23 protein-coding genes and 1 tRNA gene are annotated in these 21,553 nt (G+C 57.4%); 17 read left to right on the forward strand and 7 right to left on the reverse strand.

The window, feature by feature from the left end:
* Position 1 precedes the first annotated feature (1 nt).
* On the reverse strand, positions 2-595 hold the full coding sequence (locus ACR0DJ_RS06555) for a gamma-glutamyl kinase (protein ID WP_480684303.1): 594 nt from the start codon (positions 593-595) through the stop codon (positions 2-4).
* A 192-nt stretch (positions 596-787) separates the two neighbouring features.
* Between ACR0DJ_RS06555 and recA the strand changes: the two genes are divergently transcribed.
* The 5 genes from recA to ACR0DJ_RS06580 all read left to right on the forward strand — a co-directional run bounded on the left by recA (position 788) and on the right by ACR0DJ_RS06580 (position 6,360).
* Positions 788-1,855 (forward strand): recombinase RecA, encoded by a 1,068-nt coding sequence (gene recA, locus ACR0DJ_RS06560; protein ID WP_152458025.1) that lies wholly within the window; start codon positions 788-790, stop codon positions 1,853-1,855.
* A 176-nt stretch (positions 1,856-2,031) separates the two neighbouring features.
* Positions 2,032-4,704 (forward strand): alanine--tRNA ligase, encoded by a 2,673-nt coding sequence (gene alaS / locus ACR0DJ_RS06565; protein WP_170344226.1) that lies wholly within the window; start codon positions 2,032-2,034, stop codon positions 4,702-4,704.
* A 1-nt stretch (position 4,705) separates the two neighbouring features.
* Entirely contained in the window at positions 4,706-4,993 is a 288-nt protein-coding gene (locus tag ACR0DJ_RS06570) for a DUF1330 domain-containing protein (RefSeq protein ID WP_170344227.1), read from the forward strand.
* 471 nt (positions 4,994-5,464) lie between these two features.
* On the forward strand, positions 5,465-5,986 hold the full coding sequence (locus ACR0DJ_RS06575; protein ID WP_257600845.1) for a transglutaminase-like cysteine peptidase: 522 nt from the start codon (positions 5,465-5,467) through the stop codon (positions 5,984-5,986).
* 26 nt (positions 5,987-6,012) lie between these two features.
* Positions 6,013-6,360, forward strand: coding sequence for a hypothetical protein (locus tag ACR0DJ_RS06580; RefSeq protein WP_480686235.1), 348 nt, complete (start codon positions 6,013-6,015; stop codon positions 6,358-6,360).
* A 655-nt stretch (positions 6,361-7,015) separates the two neighbouring features.
* Here the strand turns inward: ACR0DJ_RS06580 and typA are convergent.
* From typA to ACR0DJ_RS06605, 5 genes are all read right to left on the reverse strand, one after another.
* Positions 7,016-8,833, reverse strand: coding sequence for a translational GTPase TypA (typA, locus tag ACR0DJ_RS06585; RefSeq protein ID WP_170344229.1), 1,818 nt, complete (start codon positions 8,831-8,833; stop codon positions 7,016-7,018).
* A gap of 76 nt (positions 8,834-8,909) precedes the next feature.
* Positions 8,910-9,245, reverse strand: a complete 336-nt coding sequence (locus ACR0DJ_RS06590; protein WP_480684304.1) for a DMT family transporter — start codon at positions 9,243-9,245, stop codon at positions 8,910-8,912.
* Between the two features lie 376 nt (positions 9,246-9,621).
* The gene (locus tag ACR0DJ_RS06595) at positions 9,622-10,785 is read right to left on the reverse strand and encodes an HD domain-containing protein (RefSeq protein WP_480684305.1); all 1,164 of its coding nucleotides are present in this window, start codon (positions 10,783-10,785) and stop codon (positions 9,622-9,624) included.
* A complete protein-coding gene (locus ACR0DJ_RS06600; RefSeq protein WP_152458018.1) occupies positions 10,782-11,027 on the reverse strand; it encodes a hypothetical protein in 246 nt (81 codons plus the stop codon). Before ACR0DJ_RS06600 ends, ACR0DJ_RS06595 begins: the two co-directional genes overlap by 4 nt.
* Positions 11,027-11,680: an alpha/beta hydrolase gene (locus ACR0DJ_RS06605; protein ID WP_152458017.1), complete on the reverse strand. Its 654-nt coding sequence runs from the start codon at positions 11,678-11,680 to the stop codon at positions 11,027-11,029. The genes ACR0DJ_RS06600 and ACR0DJ_RS06605 overlap by 1 nt, the downstream gene beginning before the upstream one ends.
* 181 nt (positions 11,681-11,861) lie before the next feature.
* Between ACR0DJ_RS06605 and iscR the strand changes: the two genes are divergently transcribed.
* The 12 genes from iscR to ACR0DJ_RS06665 all read left to right on the forward strand — a co-directional run bounded on the left by iscR (position 11,862) and on the right by ACR0DJ_RS06665 (position 20,714).
* Positions 11,862-12,320, forward strand: a complete 459-nt coding sequence (iscR, locus tag ACR0DJ_RS06610; RefSeq protein WP_170344232.1) for a Fe-S cluster assembly transcriptional regulator IscR — start codon at positions 11,862-11,864, stop codon at positions 12,318-12,320.
* A 50-nt stretch (positions 12,321-12,370) separates the two neighbouring features.
* Positions 12,371-13,414, forward strand: a complete 1,044-nt coding sequence (locus tag ACR0DJ_RS06615) for a cysteine desulfurase family protein (protein WP_480684307.1) — start codon at positions 12,371-12,373, stop codon at positions 13,412-13,414.
* Positions 13,415-13,432: 18 nt separating this feature from the next.
* Entirely contained in the window at positions 13,433-14,953 is a 1,521-nt protein-coding gene (gene sufB / locus ACR0DJ_RS06620) for a Fe-S cluster assembly protein SufB (protein WP_480684309.1), read from the forward strand.
* Positions 14,953-15,156, forward strand: coding sequence for a hypothetical protein (locus ACR0DJ_RS06625; RefSeq protein ID WP_170344237.1), 204 nt, complete (start codon positions 14,953-14,955; stop codon positions 15,154-15,156). The genes sufB and ACR0DJ_RS06625 overlap by 1 nt, the downstream gene beginning before the upstream one ends.
* 49 nt (positions 15,157-15,205) lie before the next feature.
* Positions 15,206-15,961 (forward strand): Fe-S cluster assembly ATPase SufC, encoded by a 756-nt coding sequence (gene sufC / locus ACR0DJ_RS06630; protein WP_171204773.1) that lies wholly within the window; start codon positions 15,206-15,208, stop codon positions 15,959-15,961.
* Positions 15,961-17,241 carry a SufB/SufD family protein gene (locus tag ACR0DJ_RS06635; RefSeq protein ID WP_170344240.1) on the forward strand — a complete coding sequence of 427 codons (1,281 nt, stop codon included), beginning with the start codon at positions 15,961-15,963 and terminating at the stop codon, positions 17,239-17,241. Before sufC ends, ACR0DJ_RS06635 begins: the two co-directional genes overlap by 1 nt.
* Positions 17,241-17,726, forward strand: a complete 486-nt coding sequence (locus ACR0DJ_RS06640) for a YIP1 family protein (protein WP_170344241.1) — start codon at positions 17,241-17,243, stop codon at positions 17,724-17,726. The genes ACR0DJ_RS06635 and ACR0DJ_RS06640 overlap by 1 nt, the downstream gene beginning before the upstream one ends.
* On the forward strand, positions 17,723-18,289 hold the full coding sequence (locus ACR0DJ_RS06645; RefSeq protein ID WP_171168083.1) for a YIP1 family protein: 567 nt from the start codon (positions 17,723-17,725) through the stop codon (positions 18,287-18,289). The genes ACR0DJ_RS06640 and ACR0DJ_RS06645 overlap by 4 nt, the downstream gene beginning before the upstream one ends.
* A gap of 12 nt (positions 18,290-18,301) precedes the next feature.
* On the forward strand, positions 18,302-19,522 hold the full coding sequence (locus tag ACR0DJ_RS06650; RefSeq protein WP_480684310.1) for a cysteine desulfurase: 1,221 nt from the start codon (positions 18,302-18,304) through the stop codon (positions 19,520-19,522).
* Between the two features lie 77 nt (positions 19,523-19,599).
* A tRNA-Arg gene (locus ACR0DJ_RS06655) sits at positions 19,600-19,676 on the forward strand.
* A gap of 75 nt (positions 19,677-19,751) precedes the next feature.
* Entirely contained in the window at positions 19,752-20,024 is a 273-nt protein-coding gene (locus tag ACR0DJ_RS06660; protein ID WP_480684312.1) for a hypothetical protein, read from the forward strand.
* A gap of 387 nt (positions 20,025-20,411) precedes the next feature.
* Positions 20,412-20,714 (forward strand): hypothetical protein, encoded by a 303-nt coding sequence (locus ACR0DJ_RS06665; protein ID WP_480684314.1) that lies wholly within the window; start codon positions 20,412-20,414, stop codon positions 20,712-20,714.
* Positions 20,715-20,768: 54 nt separating this feature from the next.
* Here ACR0DJ_RS06665 and mepK read toward each other — a convergent pair whose 3' ends face one another.
* Complete coding sequence (gene mepK, locus ACR0DJ_RS06670) at positions 20,769-21,338, reverse strand: peptidoglycan L,D-endopeptidase MepK (RefSeq protein ID WP_170344246.1); 570 nt, start codon at positions 21,336-21,338, stop codon at positions 20,769-20,771.
* Positions 21,339-21,553 lie beyond the last annotated feature (215 nt).

A 21,553-nucleotide genomic window follows, 5' to 3' on the forward strand; every position in this document is an offset into this window, starting at 1 on the left:
CCTACAATGCTGCATCGTGGAGCGCGAATTCCTCTGCGTGTCTTTTATGAAATTTCTGCCGTGTCTCGGGCGTCAACGTCAGATCACCCGATGGTGATACATTCTCTTGCGGCAGGTCGATCTGCATGTTCAGTCGCGCTTGCAGGAAGTCGAGAATTTTGCCCTGGTTTTCGTATTTGAAGACATGAGTGGCACCGCGACCATTGCTGCGGGTACGGAAAAACTGGCTTTGGCTGCCAACATCGGCAAAATCCGGGCGCGGGTTTGTCATATAGGCCTGCACAAACGTGTCGAAACTCATGTCTCGGGTCGAATGGACGTGACCGATCAGGTCGGCGCGGCTGCGAAATCGATACCAGCTGCCCAGCCAGTCAACGGGTTCGCGAACAACTGCCAGGATCTCCATCTCGGTATCGTACATCTTGCGAAAAATGTTCTGGAAAAACCGATCATACCTGCGCACCGGAGCATGTTTGAGCTCGGGCGGATGAGTGACGACGATATCAGCGCGATCCCGCAACGCTGTGTGATAAGCCGTGCTGCCGGTTTTCGGAACGGCAAGGAAGGCAAGGCGTTCCTCATAGAAAACAAGCATTTAATTGCTCCAATTGTCACCCGGCTATGCGCGCAGATTGTCGTAAACGACTCCTTAATACAATTGAAGAAGAGTAAACCCTGTAAGTTTTTATTGAAATGTTCTCTTTTTGGTCCCATAAGGAACAAGAGGCGAACAAAGCAGAGATTGCCGCCCGATCAAGGGTGTGACAAAAGGGAAGGCGACAGGACAATGGCGGATCTTCTGACAATGAGCGACAAGAAAAACGCAGACAAGCAAAAGGCGCTCGACAGCGCGCTGGCCCAGATCGAACGGCAGTTCGGTAAGGGCTCCATCATGAAGCTGGGCGAAGGCGCCAAACAGGACATCGACGCAAGTTCGACAGGCTCGCTCGGGCTGGATATAGCGCTGGGAATTGGTGGTCTGCCGATGGGGCGGATCGTTGAGATTTACGGCCCCGAAAGCTCGGGGAAGACGACGCTGACGCTGCATTGCATTGCAGAACAGCAGAAACGCGGCGGCGTCTGCGCCTTTGTCGACGCCGAGCACGCGCTGGACCCGCAATATGCGCGAAAGCTGGGCGTTGATCTGGATGAGCTTCTGATCTCGCAGCCCGATACCGGAGAGCAGGCGCTTGAGATCACCGATACGCTGGTGCGCTCGGGCGCGGTCAACATGGTCGTGGTCGATTCGGTTGCGGCGCTGACGCCGAAATCCGAACTGGAAGGCGATATGGGTGACAGCAATGTTGGCGTTCAGGCCCGTCTGATGAGCCAGGCGATGCGGAAACTGACCGGCTCGATCAGCCGCTCGAACTGTATGGTGATCTTCATCAACCAGATCAGGATGAAAATCGGCGTGATGTTCGGCAGCCCCGAAACCACCACCGGCGGGAATGCTTTGAAATTCTACAGCTCGGTCCGTCTGGATATTCGCCGCATCGGCGCGATCAAGGACCGGGACGAAGTTGTCGGCAACCAGACGCGCGTCAAGGTCGTCAAGAACAAGGTTGCGCCGCCTTTCAAGCAGGTGGAATTCGACATCATGTACGGCGAGGGTATCAGCAAGATGGGCGAACTGCTGGATCTGGGTGTCAAAGCCGGTGTGGTCGAAAAGTCAGGGTCATGGTTCAGTTACGGCGACGAACGGATCGGGCAGGGGCGTGAGAACGCCAAACAGTATCTGCGCGACAACAGCCGCATTGCCTTTGAGATCGAAGACAAGATTCGGGCGGCTCACGGATTGGATTTCGACATGCCTCCGGGCGCAGCCGAAGATGATGACATCCTTGAAGCCTGACGGTCGCTGACGGGGGGCGTTACGTTTCCGGTCCGACGTGTTGTGTTGAAAACACCATGAACAAGGCGGTCCCCCGGGCCGCCTTGTTTCGTTCGGATACGCCTCTGCTGTGGACACTCGTTTGACAGGGGGATAAACCTGCGGGGACCAATTTTTTTGTGCGCCGAGAGAGCCCTATGCCAACCCTGAACGACATCCGATCGACCTTTCTGAACTACTTTGAAAAACAGGGGCATGAGGTCGTGGCGTCCAGCCCGCTGGTGCCGCGCAACGACCCGACGCTGATGTTCGTCAATTCGGGCATGGTGCAGTTCAAGAACCTGTTCACCGGCCTGGAAACACGTGACTACAAGCGCGCCACCACGGCGCAGAAATGTGTACGTGCCGGCGGCAAGCACAACGATCTCGACAATGTGGGTTACACCGCGCGCCACCATACATTCTTCGAGATGTTGGGGAACTTCTCGTTCGGTGATTACTTCAAACGCGAAGCGATCCCGTTCGCGTGGGAATTGATCACCAGGGAATTCGGGATCGACAAGAACCGCCTGCTGACAACGGTCTATCATACCGATGACGAGGCGTTTGAAATCTGGAAAAAGGTCGGTGTTCCCGAAGACCGGATCATCCGCATCGCCACCAGCGACAATTTCTGGCAGATGGGTCCGACCGGCCCCTGCGGCCCGTGTACCGAAATCTTTTATGATCATGGCGACCACATCTGGGGTGGTCCTCCGGGCTCTGCCGAAGAGGACGGCGATCGGTTCATTGAAATCTGGAACGTCGTCTTCATGCAAAACGAGCAGTTCGAAGACGGCTCGATGGTGGAACTCGACATGCAGTCGATCGATACGGGCATGGGGCTCGAGCGGATCGGCGCATTGTTGCAGGGCAGCCATGACAACTATGACACCGATCTGTTCAAGGCACTGATCGAGGCCTCGGCCGATGCGACTGGCGTGGATCCTTACGGGGATCAGAACGTACACCACCGTGTGATTGCGGACCACCTGCGTTCGACTTCGTTCCTGATTGCGGATGGCGTGATGCCCAGCAATGATGGCCGCGGTTATGTTCTGCGCCGCATCATGCGTCGTGCCATGCGTCATGCGCATCTGTTGGGCGCCAAGGATCCGGTCATGCACCGGCTCGTCCCGTCATTGGTACAACAGATGGGCGGTCACTATGCCGAGTTGACCCAGGCACAGCCATTGATCGAAGAGACCTTGTTGCTTGAAGAAACCCGCTTCAAGCAGACGCTGGACCGGGGGTTGAGGCTGCTGGACGATGAGGTGTCCGGCCTTTCCGAGGGTGCGCCTTTGTCCGGTGAAGCGGCCTTCAAACTGTATGACACTTACGGTTTCCCACTGGACCTGACGCAGGATGCGCTGCGTGAAAAAGGCCGGACAGTGGACACCGAAGGCTTTGAAACGGCGATGGCCGAACAAAAGGCCAAGGCGCGGGCTGCCTGGGCCGGGTCAGGTGAAGCCGCGGATCAGGCGGTTTGGTTCGATGTTCTGGACAGTGCCGGGGCGACCGACTTCCTTGGTTATGACACCGAGAAAGCCGAAGCTCAGGTTGCGGCACTGGTTGTCGACGGTGCCTTGGTTGACAAGATCGACGCGGGCAGCACCGGCTGGGTCGTGGTGAACCAGACGCCGTTCTACGGCGAAGCTGGTGGCCAGGTGGGCGATACTGGCGAGATGCGGCGCCTTGAAGATCGCGATCACCTCAGCCGGGTGGAGGACACCAGAAAATTCGCCGATGGGAAAGTCTATGCACATAAGGTGACGGTTGTCAGCGGTGCCGTGTCAAAAGGCGATGCTGTCGAGCTGGAAGTCGATCACGCACGCCGCACTGCAATCCGTGCCAACCACTCGGCCACGCACCTGCTGCATGAAGCGCTGCGGGAAACGCTGGGCGACCATGTGGCGCAGCGCGGCTCGTTGAATGCGGCGGATCGTCTGCGGTTCGATTTCAGCCATTCCAAGGCGCTAAGCCTGGAGGAAATCCAGAAGATCGAACGTGAGGTGAACGACTTCATCCGCCAGAACTCGGCCGTCGAGACACGGGTCATGACACCAGATGACGCGCGCAAACTGGGCGCGCAGGCACTGTTCGGCGAGAAATACGGTGACGAGGTGCGTGTTGTCTCGATGGGCAAGGCACCGACGGGCAAGGGCCATGATGGCGAAACCTGGTCGATCGAACTGTGCGGCGGTACTCATGTGCGTCAGACGGGTGACATCGGCACCTTTGTCATCCTGGGCGATAGCGCAAGCAGTGCCGGCGTGCGCCGCATCGAGGCACTGACCGGGGATGAAGCGTTCCGTTACCTTTCGGCACAGGATCACCGTCTTGCGCAGGTGGCGTCGGAACTGAAGGCGCAGCCGGATGATGTGGTGGCACGCGTGAAAAGCCTGCTGGAGGAACGCAAGTCATTGCAGAACGAAGTGGCTCAACTGCGTCGAGATCTGGCGATGGCCGGCGGGAGCGGGCAGGGCGGCGGTGCCGAAGCGCGTGATGTGAACGGCGTGAAGTTCATAGCGCAGGCCCTCAGCGGCGTTTCCGGCAAGGATCTTCCGGCATTGATCGACGAACACAAGGCGCGTCTTGGGTCGGGGGCGGTACTGCTCATCGCGGATACCGGCGGCAAGGCCGCGGTTGCGGCTGGCGTCACCGAAGACCTGACAGGAACCGTTTCGGCGGTCGACCTGGTCAAGGCCGCCGTGGTGGAATTGGGCGGCAAGGGCGGCGGCGGCCGCCCGGACATGGCCCAGGGCGGTGGTCGGGATGCGTCGAACGCGGATTCGGCGATCAAGGCCGCAGAACAGGTTTTGGGAGGATAAGATGGCTGCACTCTGGATTGCGCATGTGACGGTGACCGATGCCGAGGCGTATGGAAAATATGCCGAACTGGCCGGGCCAGCCATTGCCAAGCACGGGGGTACTTTCATCGCCCGTGCGGCGCGTTACGTTCAGTTGGAAGGCAAGGAACGGCCACGCAACGTGGTTGCCCGTTTCCCGTCGCTCGAAGCAGCCGTCGAATGCTACAACTCGGATGATTATCAGCAAGCATTGAGTCATGCGCGCGACGCCAGTGAACGTGAGTTGGTCGTGGTTGAAATCACGGAGTGAACGTCAGGTTTCACGGCTTGTAGCGCGGTTTGCCCGGTAAACGGGCAGCGAATAGGCAATCATTGGCTTATGCCACGATCGGTCAGGGAAACTCAGCCCACAAATATGGGCTGAGTTTATTATTTTATTATTTCAATTGCTTATCAGGCCGCGCTGTTGCGGATATGCGCGGTTTGCGCCTGAATTGTGGCTGCGCCACCCAAATTCTTGCGCAAAAAGGTCAGATTGACGGACGAATTTCCGCCCTTTTTCCCCTTCAACTTTTCAGGTGATTGCCTGGGCGGGTTTGTTCGCGGATAGTTTCACGAATCGGAATGCGACCCTGTTTGACGTGCAATCGTGCGAAAAACATCGGATTGGGGTACAGGCATGAAGCACTTTGTAATTCTGGCCAGGCAGCTTGGCGCCAAATTTCTGCCAGTTTCAGCGCGGGTCGCTGGCATCAGTGTTTTGAGCATCTGTGCCATTACCATGACCCCTGCTGCGCATGCGTCTGGGAACGGGTTTATCCCAAGTGTTGCGTCTTCACCGCCTCCGTCCGGAGCCGCCAACTTGTGCGCTCAATACAATTGGGCCTGTGCTGGAAAGCGATCCGTGTCCATGTCCAGCCAGCAAGAACTGAAGGTTGTCGAACAGATAAACCGGCGCGTGAACAGATCGACGCGTGAAGTCACCGATCAATCTCAGTATAAAACGACCGAGCGTTGGGCGCTTCCGACGGCCAGGGGCGGCGATTGCGAAGACTTCGTGCTGTTGAAGAAAAGGGATTTGATCCATGCCGGCGTCGATCCAAGCAAACTCTTGATCGCTACTGTTCTGGACACGCGCCGAGTGCCTCATGCGGTGCTGGTGTACCGCTCTTCAAACGGTGATTTGGTTTTGGACAACCTCACAAACCGTATCAAACCCTGGACAGCGACGCGGTACCTGTTTCTTCGCATGCAAGACCCGAACCGGCCCGGACGTTGGGTTGGTGTTTACGGGCATAGCTGAGGAAAACTGAAAACTTTTTTGAGAAAGTGAAAACCGGTGCAATCGAATCTTGCACCGGTATTTTTGCTTCCAAATCAGAAGGTTTCGCCGCCGCCTTCACCTTCACCTTCACCTTCACCTTCGCCGCCGCCTTCACCTTCGCCGCCGCCTTCGCCTTCGCCGCCGCCTTCGCCTTCGCCGCCGCCTTCGCCTTCGCCGCCGCCTTCACCTTCGCCGCCGCCTTCACCTTCGCCGCCACCTTCGCCTTCGCCGCCGCCTTCACCTTCGCCGCCGCCTTCGGTTTCACCGCCGCCTTCGTTTTCACCACCAGTGCCGCCACCTTCACCGCCAGTGCCACCGCCTCCAGCGCCAGTGGTGCCAGTTCCACCGCCTGAACCACCGCCGCCACCGAAAGCCGGGCTGCTGTCGACAGTCTCATCAGACGGACCATCTCCGGACCGTTGATCACTTGCGCCGATCGATGCCGTGGGAAAATCAGAAAGCAAATCTGCAAGTGGTGTGCATTCAGCTCCGACTCGCGCCAGAATTTGATCGAAATCGTGCCGGCGTTGAATGTACCGGATCATACCCGATGTCACCGCGTCGCACTCACATAACACCTGTGCGGAAGCTGCGGATTGTCTGGCTGTTTGAACGGTACATGTCCCGGCTGCGAAAGCTTCGCCCGCAGGCGAAAACAAAAACGTCGTAGCAACAAAAAACAGCGGGATATTGCGGGACCGGATACCCATTTGGAACTCCTCGAAACTCGATACTTTACTACGTGTTCATATGAACCACCGAAGCGAGAGTGTTTATGAACGACGTCACACAACTGGCATATTTTCACCTTAAACGGGTCTCAATCACAATATGTGGGCCGGGGGAGTGGTGAAGAATTAATGCAACCGGAAGCAGAAAGCCGCCTGTTATCAAAAGAAAACCGGGCGCAGTGCCCGGTTGTCCATTTTTCATCTTTTGTCCGTTTGGACGCAAAATTGCCACACTTGGGCAATTGTTTCTGATCGCGACGGTGGTCTGCCCGGAAAATCAGGCCGACTTGGCCATCCGCTTGCGCTCGTGCGGATCAAGATAACGCTTGCGCAAGCGCACCGCATTCGGTGTGACTTCGACCAGTTCATCGTCGTCAATATAGGCAATTGCCTCTTCCAGCGAGAATTGAACATGCGGTGTCAGGCGAACCGCATCGTCCGAGCCACTGGCGCGTACGTTTGTCAGTTTCTTGCCCTTCAGCGGGTTCACTTCCAGATCATTGTCACGAGAATGCTCACCAATCACCATGCCTTGATAGACATCCGTTTGCGGGCCGACAAACATCCGGCCACGCTCTTCCAGGTTCCACAGGGCGTAAGCGACGGCCTGTCCGTTCTCCATCGAGATCAGAACGCCGGCCCGGCGACCCGGGATCGGGCCTTTGTGCGGCGCCCAGCCATGGAACACGCGGTTCAGAACGCCTGTGCCGCGGGTGTCAGTCAGGAATTCGCCGTGATAGCCGATCAGACCACGGGACGGTACATGCGCGATGATGCGGGTCTTGCCGGCCCCAGCGGGGCGCATCTCGACCAACTCACCTTTGCGCGCCCCTGTGATCTTCTCGATCACCGAGCCCGAGTATTCATCATCCACGTCGATGGTGACTTCTTCGATGGGTTCCAGACGCTGTCCGTTTTCTTCGCGGAACAGAACCTGCGGGCGCGAAATGCTGAGTTCGAACCCTTCGCGACGCATGTTCTCGATCAGAACACCCATCTGCAATTCGCCTCGGCCGGCGACCTCGAAAGCCTCGCCGCCGGGTGTGTCGGTGACGCGGATAGCGACATTCGATTCGGCTTCTTTCATCAGGCGATCACGGATGACGCGCGACTGAACCTTCTTGCCGTCACGACCGGCCAGCGGAGAATCATTGATGCCAAAAGTTACGGTGATCGTCGGCGGGTCGATGGGCTGTGCAGGCAGGGCTTCTTCGACCTGCGGAGCAACCAGAGAATCCGCCACGGTGGCTTTGCTCATGCCGGCGATGGTGACGATGTCACCGGCTTCGGCCACATCGATAGGTTGCTGTGCCAGCCCACGGAATGCCAATATTTTTGAGGCGCGAAAGTTTTCGATCAACGATCCATCGCGGCTCAGGGCTTTCAGGCTGTCGCCAGCCTTTAATGTGCCGCTTTCCACACGACCGGTCAGAATGCGGCCGATGAAAGGATCGCTGCCCAAAGTGGTGGCCAGCATCCGGAACGGCTCACCTTTATGCGCGATCTGTTTCGGGGCAGGAACGTGATCGACGATCAGATCAAACAGGGCGCTCAGGTCCTTGCGCGGGCCGTCCAGCTCCATATCCGCCCAGCCCGAACGGCCCGAGGCATACATGGCCGGGAAATCCAATTGATCATCATCGGCACCGAGGTTGGCAAACAGATCAAAGCATTCATCCAGTGCGCGATCAGGCTCCGCATCCGGCTTGTCGACCTTGTTCAGAACCACGATCGGGCGCAGGCCCAGCGCCAAGGCTTTCGACGTCACGAATTTGGTCTGCGGCATCGGGCCTTCGGCGGCGTCAACCAGCAGGACAACGCCATCGACCATGCTGAGGATACGCTCGACCTCACCACCGAAATCGGCGTGGCCCGGCGTGTCGACGATGTTGATGCGGGTGTCTTTCCATTCGACCGAAGTTGCCTTGGCCAGAATGGTGATGCCACGCTCGCGTTCCAGGTCGTTGCTGTCCATGGCGCGTTCCGCCACGGCCTGGTTTTCCCGGAACGCGCCGGATTGTTTGAGCAGCTCATCCACCAGGGTCGTCTTGCCGTGGTCCACGTGAGCGATGATTGCGATATTGCGCAGGTCCATGAGAGGTCAGCCTTTGAACGGGAAGTTGCCGCGCGCATAGCGCGGCGCGACAAAATATACCAGCCCTAACCGTGGATCAGTGGCCGGCAGTCTTGGAAAAGAGGTGAATGATCAGGATTCCGGACAAGATCAACGTCAACCCCAGGATCGCAGGCCAATCCAGCCTTTGGCCGAACACGATGAATCCGATCACGGCGATCAGAAAGATGCCCAGACCTGACCAGATTGCATAGACAATGCCGACAGGCATGTATTTCAGCGTCAGCGCCATGAGGTAAAATGCGACTCCGTACCCCATGACCACAAGGACGGATGGCCAGAACCGCGTGAATTGTTGACTGGCCTGCAAGGCCGTGGTGCCAATGGTTTCCGCAACAACAGCCAGCATCAGATACAGATAGGCTTGGGGCATTTTGATCCTCGAAACAGGAAAGATACCCCGCGTTGAGCATGAAACCGAAGGGGTGGACAAGGCAATTTTGGGTCTGAAGATGGAAGAAAACCACTTGAGGTCAGGTATACCTGACTATTCAGAGAATCGAATTAGTGTAATGTTCTCAGCGTATTTTAGGATTTGTTATTGAGTATTGAGTTATGACGACATTTTCGAAATCCGTGATATTTGCTGCGGGTCTGATAGTGGCGATTGGGTGGCTTGCTGACGGGGGGTCCGTCGAAGTTGAAGCAGCCAACATGGTTGAACAGTTTGATGGTAGTAGTGTTTTTTAAGCGCCACGTAGAGCTTAGCAGGGAAAAAGGAGCCGTCGGGCTCCTTTTTTCTTTTCCGTCTAGTGATGTACAGCCTCGACGCTTTGGAAATGTGCTGCCAGTTGCGGTTGCAGCCAATCCCACAGCCGAGGAGAACCTGCTGCAATCGCAGGCTGAACGCGTGCCTCAAGCTGGGCATATGTAACCTTGTAATCGACCCACGACCCGCCACCGGTTTCCAGATTGGCGACAGGTGTCTGAAAACGATCAACGGCTTTGGCGAACCTGGCGTCCGGGCTGTCTGCCGCTTCAAACTCGTGCCACAGTGTCGTGAAGGTGCTGCATTGCGTGTCGGGCAGCAGCCCGAACAAACGCTTGGCCGCCGCTTGTTCCTTGGCTGCTTGCGCTGCGTGGTCGACCTGCCCGTGGATCGGATTGTCGCCCGCGTCGATTTCGACGATATCGTGCAGCAGCAGCATTTGAAGGACCCGATCAACACTGATCTCTGGGGGCGCATTTTCAGCCAGAACCCAGGCGTAGAGCATGATGTGCCACGAGTGTTCTGCCGAGTTTTCGAAACGATCTCCCGCCATCAACCGCGAGGCGCGGAGAACGGATTTCAACTGATCGGCTTCGGTCAGAAACGCCAGCCGTGTCGTAAACGCGTTGGCCTTCGTATCTGCACCAGCCAGCAGGTTTGCGGCGTGCTCGTAGGCCAGTGGAAAAACCTGTGCCAGATAGGCGGCGCGACCGCCTTCGAGATTTGAGCGCGCTATATCCACGTGGTCCGGATCGGGGTTCGGGGCACACAGAACCTGAAACAGCGGCTGACACCGATCCAGAACTTTTGCAAACCGGGCGTCGGCGGTCTGATCCTCTTCAAATTCACGCCAGACAGCGTGAAACGCATCGGCCTGATCCTTTGGCAACAGCCCAAACAGATCTTTGGCTGCGGCTTGCTCAGCCTCGGCAACCGAGTTCCAATCGGTTTCAAGATGAATGGGGTGGTCGCCGACGATGATCTCAACCAGGTCATGCAGCAACAGCATACGGATGACCCGATCAATCGAGACATCCGGCCCTGCCAACGGGGCCATGACCAGGGCCCACAAGGCCAGATGCCAGCTGTGCTCCGCGGAATTCTCGGGTCTGGACTGGTCAAGCAGAACATTTGCCCGCTCGACCATTTTCAGTTCGTCGGCCCGTTTCAGAAATGCGATTTGCGCCGACAAACGGTCGGTCATTGTTTTTCGATCGCTTTCTGCTTCGCACGATGCGCAGACAAGCGTTTGATCACGAACTGCCTGGCTTTCCGCTCCGCCAGCCGAACACGAATTTCCGTCAGAAACGCCTCTTCCAGAGACTGAGACGCAGCCCCGAGCACTTCTCCAACTTCGACGAAGAACCTGTCTTCGCCTGTCTCATCCATAACCTTCATCGTATCTTCGGCCAGTTTGGCGGCAAGAGATGTGATGGTGTCGGACATCAGCGGGTGTTCTCGGTCAGGCGGCGTTTCACATAGTCGCTGACATTGGTGATCAGCGTGTCCATGTGACGATCCTGAAAGAAGTGGTCCGCACCTTCCACTTCGGTGTGCGTGATGGTGATTCCCTTCTGCTCGTGCAGCTTGTTCACCAGCGAGGTCGTGTCAGCCGGCGGCGCCACCCTGTCAGCCGTGCCGTTGATGATCAGGCCGGAAGACGGGCAGGGGGCAAGGAACGAAAAGTCGTACATGTTTGCAGGGGGCGATACACTGATGAATCCCGTGATTTCAGGGCGGCGCATCAGCAGTTGCATACCAATCCACGCACCGAACGAGAAACCTGCGACCCAGCAGTGTTTCGAATTGTTGTTCATCGATTGCAGGTAGTCCAGCGCCGACGCCGCATCGCTCAGCTCGCCCACGCCCTGATCGTATTCGCCCTGGCTGCGACCGACGCCGCGAAAGTTGAAGCGCAACACGGTGAAGCCCATGTTGTAGAAGGCATAGTGCAGGTTGTAGACCACCTTGTTGTTCATGGTCCCGCCGAACTGAGGGTGCGGGTGAAGCACGATGGCGATCGGTGCGTCTTTTTCCTTTTGCGGGTGGTAGCGGCCTTCCAGGCGGCCTTCGGGTCCGGGAAAAATCACCTCGGGCATGTGTGCTTTGGTCCTGTCTTTTTCGTACAGATGCCCGGATATACTTGACGATAATCGTCGGGCACCTTAGAACGGTTCTAATTGCATTGCATGGCGCTTTTCTGCGCTGTCAGTCGGAGATACGCACTGGCAACGTCGGCGTCAATGATTTCGCGCAAATCCTGCTGAAAGGGGACATGGAATGAAGCTGTCGACCAAAGGGCGTTACGCAATGGTCGCTCTGGCGGATATTGCGCTTCAGCCGACGGAACGACTGGTAACGCTCGGGGAAATCTCCGAGCGGCAGGACATCTCGTTGCCATATCTCGAGCAGCTCTTCGTCAAACTGCGCCGGGCGAACTTGGTGTCCTCCGTGCGTGGGCCCGGCGGCGGGTATCGACTGGCGCGCCCGGCGTCCGAAATTCGCGTTGTCGAGATTCTGGCGGCCGTGGACGAAACCGTTGATGCGCTGCAAAAAGGGGCAGGAGCGTCCGGGGCTTCGTCCGGTAGCCGCGCACAATCGTTGACCAATCGGCTTTGGGAAAGTCTCAGCGCGCATGTCTATGTGTTCCTGCATCAAACCCGGTTGTCGGATGTGATCAAGAACGACCTCGCCCCATGCCCGGCCGTGCCGAGCCTGTTCTCTGTCGTAGATGAATGATCTGAACGGGCGGGATACGAAATGAAGTCTGTCGGCAAAAAGATGTATCCATGAAACGTGTTTATCTGGATCACAATGCAACAACGCCGCTGCGCTCCGAAGCGAGGGACGCGATGATTGCCGCGATGGATGTCTGCGGCAACCCCTCGTCGGTTCATGCTGAAGGTCGGGCCGCCAAAGCTCTGATCGAGCGTGCTCGGGCTCAGGTTGCATCGGCCTTTGGGGCGGATGGAGCGGATATCGTCTTTACATCTGGTTCTACCGAAGGCGCGGCGCTGGCATTGTCGGGGCGCAAATTGCACGGCGCAGCGATTGAGCATGACGCGGTAAGAGCCTGGATCAAAGAGGATCTTTCGGTTTCCGAGGCCGGAGACGTGCAGGTGGCCGCACCTGAAACGTCGACGTTGCAACTGGCAAACTCTGAGACGGGGATTGTTCAAACACTGCCGCCCGGTCTGGCCGTGACAGACGCCACACAGGCTTTTGGCAAGCTGCCCGTCGCGTTCAACTGGATGAATGTGCAGATGGCCTTGATTTCCGCCCATAAGCTGGGCGGCCCAAAGGGTGTCGGTGCCGTTGTGATGCATCGCGGAACCGATCTGGCGGCGCAGATCAAGGGGGGCGGTCAGGAAATGGGCCGCAGGTCAGGAACCGAAAATGTCATTGGTATCGCGGGGTTCGGCGCCGCAGCTGAAGCTGCTGCACGGGATCTGGCCAATGGCGTTTGGGAGCAGATCGAAGAATTTAGAAATATTCTAGAAAACGCTCTTGAGGCTGCTGTAAAATCACCTATTTTTGTCGGGAAAGGGCGGCAACGCCTGCCGAACACCCTGTGTTTTGCTGTGCCCGGTTGGAAGGGGGAAACCCAGGTCATGCAGATGGACCTGTCGGGTTTTGCCGTCAGTGCGGGCTCTGCCTGTTCCAGCGGCAAGGTTCGTGCCAGCGCGGTGCTTACCGCAATGGGATTTGACGAGGAAACTGCCAGCAGCGCAATCCGCGTATCGCTGGGACCTCGGACAACGGAAGAAGATGTGCTGCGTTTCGCCGAGACGTGGCTTGAGAAAGAGAAAAAGCATCGCGCGCGGGCCGCGTGATCTGACGGAGGGCAAGTCATGGCCGCTTTGGACCAGACCCAGGTTAAAGAAGGTGTCGATCAGGAAACCGTGGATGCGGTGCGCGAGGCCGGAACCTACAAATACGGCTGGGAGACTGACATTGAGATGGAGTACGCGCCGAAAGGTGTGAACCCTGACATCGTCCGACTGATCTCGGAAAAGAATGAAGAACCGGAATGGATGACCGAATGGCGTCTGGCCGCGTTTGAGCGCTGGACCAAGATGGAAGAACCGAAATGGGCCATGGTCACCTATCCCGAGATCGATTTTCAGAACCAGTATTACTATGCCCGTCCGAAATCGATGGAAGAGAAGCCAAAGTCCTTGGATGAGGTCGATCCCAAGCTGTTGGCCACATACGAAAAGCTGGGTATCCCACTGAAAGAACAGATGATTTTGGCTGGCGTCGAAGGTGCTGAAGACGCACCGGCCGAGGGTCGCAAGGTTGCTGTCGACGCGGTTTTTGACTCGGTTTCGGTTGGCACGACTTTTCAGGCCGAACTGAAAAAGGCCGGCGTGATCTTCTGTTCGATTTCAGAAGCGATCAGGGAACATCCTGAACTGGTCAAGAAGTATCTGGGCACTGTAGTTCCGGTGTCGGACAACTTTTATGCGACACTGAATTCAGCCGTGTTTTCGGATGGGTCTTTCGTCTACATTCCGCCCGGTGTCCGCTGCCCGATGGAGCTGAGCACCTATTTCCGCATCAACGCCGAAAACACCGGCCAGTTCGAACGAACATTGATCATCGCGGACAAAGGCTCGTACGTGTCCTATCTGGAAGGCTGCACCGCGCCCCAGCGCGACACCGCGCAGTTGCACGCAGCCGTGGTCGAAATCATCGTCGAGGAAGACGCCGAGGTGAAATACTCGACCGTCCAGAACTGGTTCCCCGGGGATGAGAACGGCAAGGGCGGCATCTACAACTTCGTGACCAAACGTGCCGACTGCCGGGGCGACCGGTCCAAGGTGATGTGGACGCAGGTCGAAACCGGCTCGGCCGTGACGTGGAAATACCCGTCCTGCATTCTGCGCGGCAACGAAAGCCAGGGTGAGTTCTATTCGATCGCGATTGCCAACAACTATCAGCAGGCCGATACCGGCACCAAGATGGTCCATCTGGGCAAGAACACCAAGTCGCGCATCGTGTCCAAGGGCATCAGCGCAGGCAAGGCGCAGAACACCTATCGCGGTCTGGTTTCGATGCATCCGAAAGCCAAGGACAGCCGCAACTATACCCAATGCGACAGTTTGCTGATCGGCGACAAATGCGGCGCGCATACGGTTCCGTATATCGAGGTCAAGAACAACACGTCCCGGGTTGAGCATGAGGCGACGACGTCCAAGGTGGATGACGATCAGCTGTTCTACTGCCGTCAGCGCGGCATGGACGAAGAAGAGGCCGTGGCCTTGGTGGTCAACGGGTTCTGCAAGGACGTTCTGCAAGCACTGCCGATGGAGTTCGCCATGGAAGCGCAGCAATTGGTGGCAATCTCGCTGGAAGGGTCGGTTGGCTGATGACGCGGGCGTCACGAAACGGCATCCGGAAAGAGGACGTGCTGACCTGGCTGGGGTACGCGTTGCCGGTTCTGGGCGGTCTGCTGGGTATGGCTTACGTCAACATCAACCACATGGAATTCATCAACCCGGTTTGGGCGGTTGGCGGAGGGGCGATCCTGGGTTGGATCGTCGCGCGGCTGATCCGCAAGTTTCTGGGATAGGAAGGTTTCGGGGCCACGGTGCCCCTTGCGATACGCAAAAGGATAAAAAATGCTGGAAATCAAGAATCTGCACGTGAAGCTTGAAGAAGAAGACAAGCAGATCCTCAAGGGTGTGGACCTGACGGTTGAGGCCGGCAAGGTACACGCGATCATGGGGCCGAACGGGTCAGGCAAGTCAACACTCAGCTATGTGCTGTCGGGCCGCGACGGGTACGAAGTGACTGAGGGTTCTGCCACGCTGGATGGCGAGGACCTGCTGGAGATGGAACCGGAAGAGCGCGCCGCTGCTGGCGTATTTCTGGCGTTCCAGTACCCCGTGGAAATTCCGGGCGTGGGCAACATGACTTTCCTGCGCACCGCCGTGAATGCCCAGCGCAAGGCGCGTGGTGACGACGAGCTGTCCGCGGCGGATTTCCTCAAGGAAGTGCGTGCCAAAGCCAAGACGTTGAAGATCGACGCGGATATGCTCAAGCGTCCAGTCAATGTGGGCTTCTCGGGCGGCGAGAAAAAGCGCAATGAAATCCTGCAAATGGCCATGCTGGAACCCAAGATGTGCATCATGGACGAAACCGACTCGGGTCTGGATGTGGACGCGATGAAGCTGGTCGCCGAAGGTGTGAATGCCCTGCGCGATGAAGGTCGTGGGTTCCTGGTCATCACCCATTACCAGCGCCTGCTGGATCACATCAAACCCGACGTCGTGCACATCATGGCCGATGGCCGTATTGTCAAGACCGGAGGCCCCGAACTGGCGCTTGAGGTTGAAAACAACGGTTATGCCGACATTCTTGCCGAGGTGAACTGATGGCCTTGCCCGAAGTCAAACAATCCGCAACCGAGGCCCGGCTGTCTGCCTTGACCATGCCCGATGCGGGCTGCACCCGCGCCGCGCGCGAAGACGCGCTGGCCCGTGTTCTGGAAACCGGTCTGCCCGGACGGCGTGACGAATATTGGAAATACACTCAACCGGATACGCTTGTCTCGCCAGACGCGCCTCCGGCGGCGGTGTTTGCCGATGATGAGCCGTTGATGTTCAGCGAGCTCGACCGGCTGAACATCGTCTTCGTGGACGGTGAATTCAGTGCCGAAGAGTCGGACGACCTGTCGCTGGAAGGCGTGACCATCGACCGGCTCGAGGATATCTGCTGCAAGGACATTCATTGGGCGAAAGACCTGTATGGCGTACTTGAAGCGCGCGGTCAGTCCCCGGTCCAGCGCCCGTTGGCGGCGTTGAACACGGCCTTTGCGTCGGATGGTGTGGCGATTCACGTTACTGGCAAACCGTCCAAACCGATCAACCTGATCTATCGTCATGCGTCGCCGACCTCGGATGCGATCCTGCATCATGTCGTTCGTGTGGAAAGCGGGGCCGAGGCCACCATTCTGGAAACCGGCCCGGCTGCGTCACGCTTCAACAAGTGCATGGAGATCGACATTGCCGACAAGGGCACGCTGCATCATGTGCGCGCGCAGGGCAGGGACCATGAACGCCGGGCCGCGACGCATATGTTCACCCGTCTGGGCACGGAATCGGTCTACAAGTCCTTCACACTGACTGTGAATGGCGTGCTGACCCGCAATGAGCAGGTCGTCGAGCTGACCGGCGATGACGCGGTCGCCCATGTGGCCGGGGCCTGTGTTGGCGATGGCGACTTCCATCATGACGACACGGTCTTCATCACCCATGACGCGGTAAACTGCGAAAGCCGGCAGGTGTTCAAGAAAGTGCTGCGCAACGGGGCGACCGGCGTGTTCCAGGGCAAGATCCTGGTCAAGGAAGGCGCCCAGAAGACTGACGGTTACCAGATCAGCCAATCGCTGCTTCTGGACGGTGACAGCCAGTTCCTCGCCAAGCCCGAGCTTGAGATCTATGCCGATGACGTGGCGTGTTCGCATGGTTCGACCTCGGGTGCGATAGACGAAACCGCGCTGTTCTATCTGCGGTCCCGTGGCGTGCCGGTCAAGGACGCGACCAACATGCTGACTTTGGCCTTTCTTGCCGAAGCGGTGGATGAGATCGAAGACAGCGCCTTGACGGACGAGATCGTAAGCCGTCTGGAAGGGTGGCTGGCGCGTCGTGGCTGATGGCTGTCTCGTCTGACATACTGGCCACATACCGGGGGCCGGGGCGCGTGGTGCACCGGCTTCTAGAAATGGGTCAGCGGGAAGACAGGGCGCTGGTGTTTGTCATGGCCTTTTGCGTGGTGGCCTTTGTTGCGCAAATGCCCAGCCTTGCCCGCAAAGCGCATATTGAAGGTGTCGAGCTGAACATGCTTCTGGGCGGCGCCTTGCTGGGGTCGGTGTTCATATTGCCGTTGTTTTTCTATACGCTGGCGCTGGTTTCCTATTGGGCGGCGCGGATGGCGGGCGGGCAGGGCACAGCCTATGGCGCACGACTGGCCCTGTTCTGGGCGTTGTTGGCATCCGCCCCCCTGGTCTTGTTGAATGGTCTGGTTGCCGGGTTCATCGGGCCCGGGCCCGCTTTGACAATTGTGGGTGTCGCCTGGGTTGCTGTTTTTGTCTGGTTCTGGTTATCCGGTCTGAGACAAGTACAAAGGTCCGCTGCATGACGATCAATTCCCTTGGCGCTCTGGCGGTTCTGACGATCAGAAGCCCCGACCAAGCCGCCCGCCAGCTGTTGTCCCTGAAGCCGGGGCGGGAAGGTTTGTGGTTGGCCTTTGCGCTGGCAGTGGTTCTGAACTGTCTCGTGCAGTTGGGCATCGATTTGTCGGTGCCCGTGCCGCAAGGTCAAATCGCACCGCCACCCGAAAGTATCCCCGTTGTTTTGCTGCGGTCCGCCGGAGCAATGCTGCTGAGCATCCTCGCGTTCTTCGTCGTTGGAAAAGCGATAGGCGGCAAAGCAAGCTTTGACGATCTGATGGTCCTGACAGTGTGGTTGCAGTTCCTGCAAATCGTTGCCCTGGTCATGACCCTTGTTCTAAGCCTGACGATGCCGTTTCTGATGATGATGATGCTGTTCGCGACGGCGATCCTGAGCCTTTACATCACGCTTCATTTCCTGAACGAAGCGCATCAATTCGGATCCCTTTGGAAATCCTTCGCCGTAATTCTGTTGTCAGCCCTGATTGCGGTTCCCTTCGTCCTGTATTTAACACCGGCCGCGCCTGTCTAGGAAAACCGTATCATGTATGATGTGCAGAAAATTCGCTCTGACTTTCCGATCCTGTCACGTCAGGTGAATGGCAAGCCGCTGACCTATCTGGACAACGGTGCGTCGGCTCAGAAGCCTCAGGTCGTCATCGATGCGGTGACCCGTGCCTATTCCGAAGAGTATTCGAATGTTCACCGTGGATTGCACTATCTGTCCAATCTGTCGACCGAGAAATACGAAGCCGTTCGCGGCATCATCGCCCGTTTCCTGGGGGCATCGAACGAGGATGAGATCGTTCTGAATTCCGGAACGACCGAAGGGATCAATCTTGTTGCCTATGGCTGGGCCATGCCGCGCCTCGAAGCCGGGGATGAGATCGTCCTGAGCGTCATGGAGCATCACGCCAACATCGTGCCCTGGCATTTCCTGCGGGAACGGCAGGGCGTCGTTCTGAAGTGGGTGGATGTGGACGCGGACGGAGGACTGGATCCCCAGGCGGTGATCGATGCGATCGGCCCGAAAACCAAACTTGTGGCCGTGACGCAATGTTCCAATGTTCTGGGTACTGTCGTGGATGTCAAATCCATCACCGAAGGTGCACATGCCAGGGGCGTTCCGGTGCTGGTTGATGGCAGTCAGGGCGCGGTGCATATGCCGGTGAACGTGCAGGACATCGGTTGCGACTTTTACGCCATCACCGGCCACAAGCTGTATGGCCCGTCGGGGTCGGGTGCGATCTACATCAAGTCCGAACGCATGGCCGAGATGCGCCCCTTTATCGGTGGCGGTGACATGATCAAAGAGGTCAGCAAGGATCAGGTGATCTACAACGATCCGCCTATGAAGTTCGAGGCCGGAACACCCGGCATTGTCCAAACCATCGGCCTGGGCGTTGCGCTGGAATACATGATGGATTTGGGAATGGAAAACATTGCCGCCCATGAATCCGGCTTGCGGGACTATGCGATGCAGCGCCTGAACGGTCTCAACTGGCTTCAGGTTCAGGGCACGCGGCCAGACAAGGCAGCCATCTTCAGCTTTACGCTGGACGGGGCCGGCCATGCGCATGATGTATCCACCATTCTGGACAAAAAAGGCGTTGCCGTCCGCGCCGGGCATCACTGCGCAGGCCCGCTTATGGATCATCTGGGTGTCACGGCGACCTGTCGTGCCAGCTTCGGTCTGTATAACACGACGGATGAGGTCGACACGCTGATCGAAGCGCTTGAATTGGCGCATGATCTTTTCGCCTGATTTTGGTTTCAAAGAGGGTGCAACAATCACGATTTTCAGTTGCACCCGGATTGGAACAAGGTTAGCTAACGGCCAAGGCACCTGTAGCTCAGCTGGATAGAGCGCTGCCCTCCGAAGGCAGAGGCCAGAGGTTCGAATCCTCTCAGGTGCGCCACCATCGCCATATTTCTAAGGTTTGTTGGGAAAAACAGCCGCTTCTGTACCACATTTGCAGGAGTTTAAGTGCCACATGGCTATCGTGATGAAGATCAAATATCTCGACAAACTCAAGGAAGGCTTCAGGTTCAAACGAAGGTTCCCTAAGGACGTTGCTCAGATCAGCGGAAAGGATTTTTTTCAGGCTCGTTTCGCTGTGAAGGAAGAGAGGCCTGCTCTGCTCCGAGAACATGCCGCCTTGCCGAGTATGAAAAACGCGATCAGCAGCGCCTTGCGCTTTGGAAGAACAGATTCTCGGGTCAATAAAGCATCCTTTTTAATTCAGGCAGCCCCCTTGAGGCCCTAGGTCAGTGTTTGGAGGGTCGTGTTCAGGGGTGCGTGCGGTGTTCCGGGCTGCAATCCTTTTCGCAAGTCCCGAACATGATCGAGACAGGGTTGCCGCGATTGTTCCATGAATTTGCGTCTGGGAGATGTCAGATTGATTGAGTTCGGCGACTGCATCTCGAGACACGACCTCTCGCATTGATCATGTCAGCGCCTTTCCGTCTTATCGCTGCGCAGGCGGCCTTTTCAAACTTGCCAGCGCCGCCATGCTGATCGCAGTTGACGATCGCTTTCGAGGCTTGACCTCTCTGTCAGTGGTTTCTTGATGTACACTTTCCGAACAAGGCTGGCTTGCGTCAGCTTTAACGGAGGAAAGAACGTGAAAGTCATCTCTTCAAAAAAAATGTTGATGGCCGTCGTGATTGTGGCCCTGTTGGTGTTGGGCGGCACAATTATGGGCCTTTCACTCTTAAACCTTTTGGGTTGGATCGTGGTCGCCGTAATTCTGGCGTTCATCCTTGGCAAGCTGACCGACAACGAAGAACCCGACAGCGACGAGGATTCAGAAGGCGACAATGCTTCCAACCCCAATGCTGCCTCTGATACCGGGGATGAAAAGTCCCGTGAGACCAGCGCCACCACGGAAACGGCTTCCTGCAATGATACCGGTGGTGGGGATGTCGGCGGCGGAGGTGGAGACGCAGGGATGTAGCCGGCCTTCCCGGCAAGCCCCTGTCAGACTGGCCGAGATTGCGAAGGCGCTGTCTTAGCCGCGCCAGGTGCGCACGACGCCGCAGTCCATATGCACGAAATTGGACCCGTAGTATTGGCCGACACCACCGGCCCGGCATGACATAGCTGCTTTGGCCATCTGCGAGACAGAGCGGGACGCCAGGCGCAAGTCTGCGGCTTGTCCCTGCATATGAAGCGATTTCCGGGCGACGCCACGAGAGCGGGCGCGGAGCATGGCGTTGGTCTGTGGAGAGCGATAGCCCGACAGCAACATATAAGGTTCATTGACATCCAGAAGGTTGTGTGATGCCGCCATGATATCAATCGTGCGTAAATCGATGGATTTTACCTGATCCGTGCGCCAATCCCGCATGAAATGGTTCACTTCTTTGACAGCGTCCTTGATATACTTACCATCGACCCAATAAATCATATCCAACCGTTCGCCTGTGCGACCGGAATACATGCGAATGCGACGGATATCGCCGCCGCCGCGCAAAAAGCCTGCTGCATTGGAGTAGGTGGGTGCGGCTGCGACTGCGGTTGCTGCAAACGCCCCCAAAAGGGCACGCCGGGTCAAGCCCGAGGAACTGCTCTTGGTCATTTTGGTTCGTCCCGTACTGTTCCTGCCTGCGCACGATGTTACGCGCGCTGTCTTAATTTTTTCCCATCCCAGATGCGGAATTTATGACACAATCGGATTCGGCGGCCAAGAAGTGATTCACAGTCATCTTTTCAAGGGGGAATTTTCGGCAGTTTTTTGCGCAAATGTCACAGGCGGGCGCAGAATATTGGCAGGTGTCGGCTGCGCGCCACCGG

The organism is Ruegeria sp. BF10, assembly GCF_056538725.1.